Source organism: Salinimicrobium oceani (assembly GCF_012037645.1).
On sequence record NZ_JAAVJR010001566.1, the window covers coordinates 1 to 291 of the forward strand.

Sequence of the window (291 nt, forward strand, 5' to 3'; positions counted from 1 at the left end):
CCCTTTCTTCAAATCTAAAGTGTGGCCTTAACTGGGATGTAAAGAAATAATCAGTATAATCTTTAATACGCCCGGGCGCAACTTGCTTTTTTATTCCCTCTCTTATTTTCCAGCACAGCAGAAGTCCATGATGGTGATCACGGCTTAAGGGTTTAAGAGCATCGTGCCTGACAATTGGATTTGTCATGGTATTGAAAATTTGGTATGGACGACAAAGGTAAACCGCAGATATGCCATAGCTTATGATACAGGTCATATATAGGGGAGGGTAAGGAAGGATGTCAGAGATTT

At 40.9% G+C, this 291-nt stretch carries 1 pseudogene; it reads right to left on the reverse strand.

Annotated elements, in window-relative coordinates:
- Window positions 1-187, reverse strand: a pseudogene (locus HC175_RS24075) (hemerythrin domain-containing protein); the annotation flags it as partial.
- Window positions 188-291 lie beyond the last annotated feature (104 nt).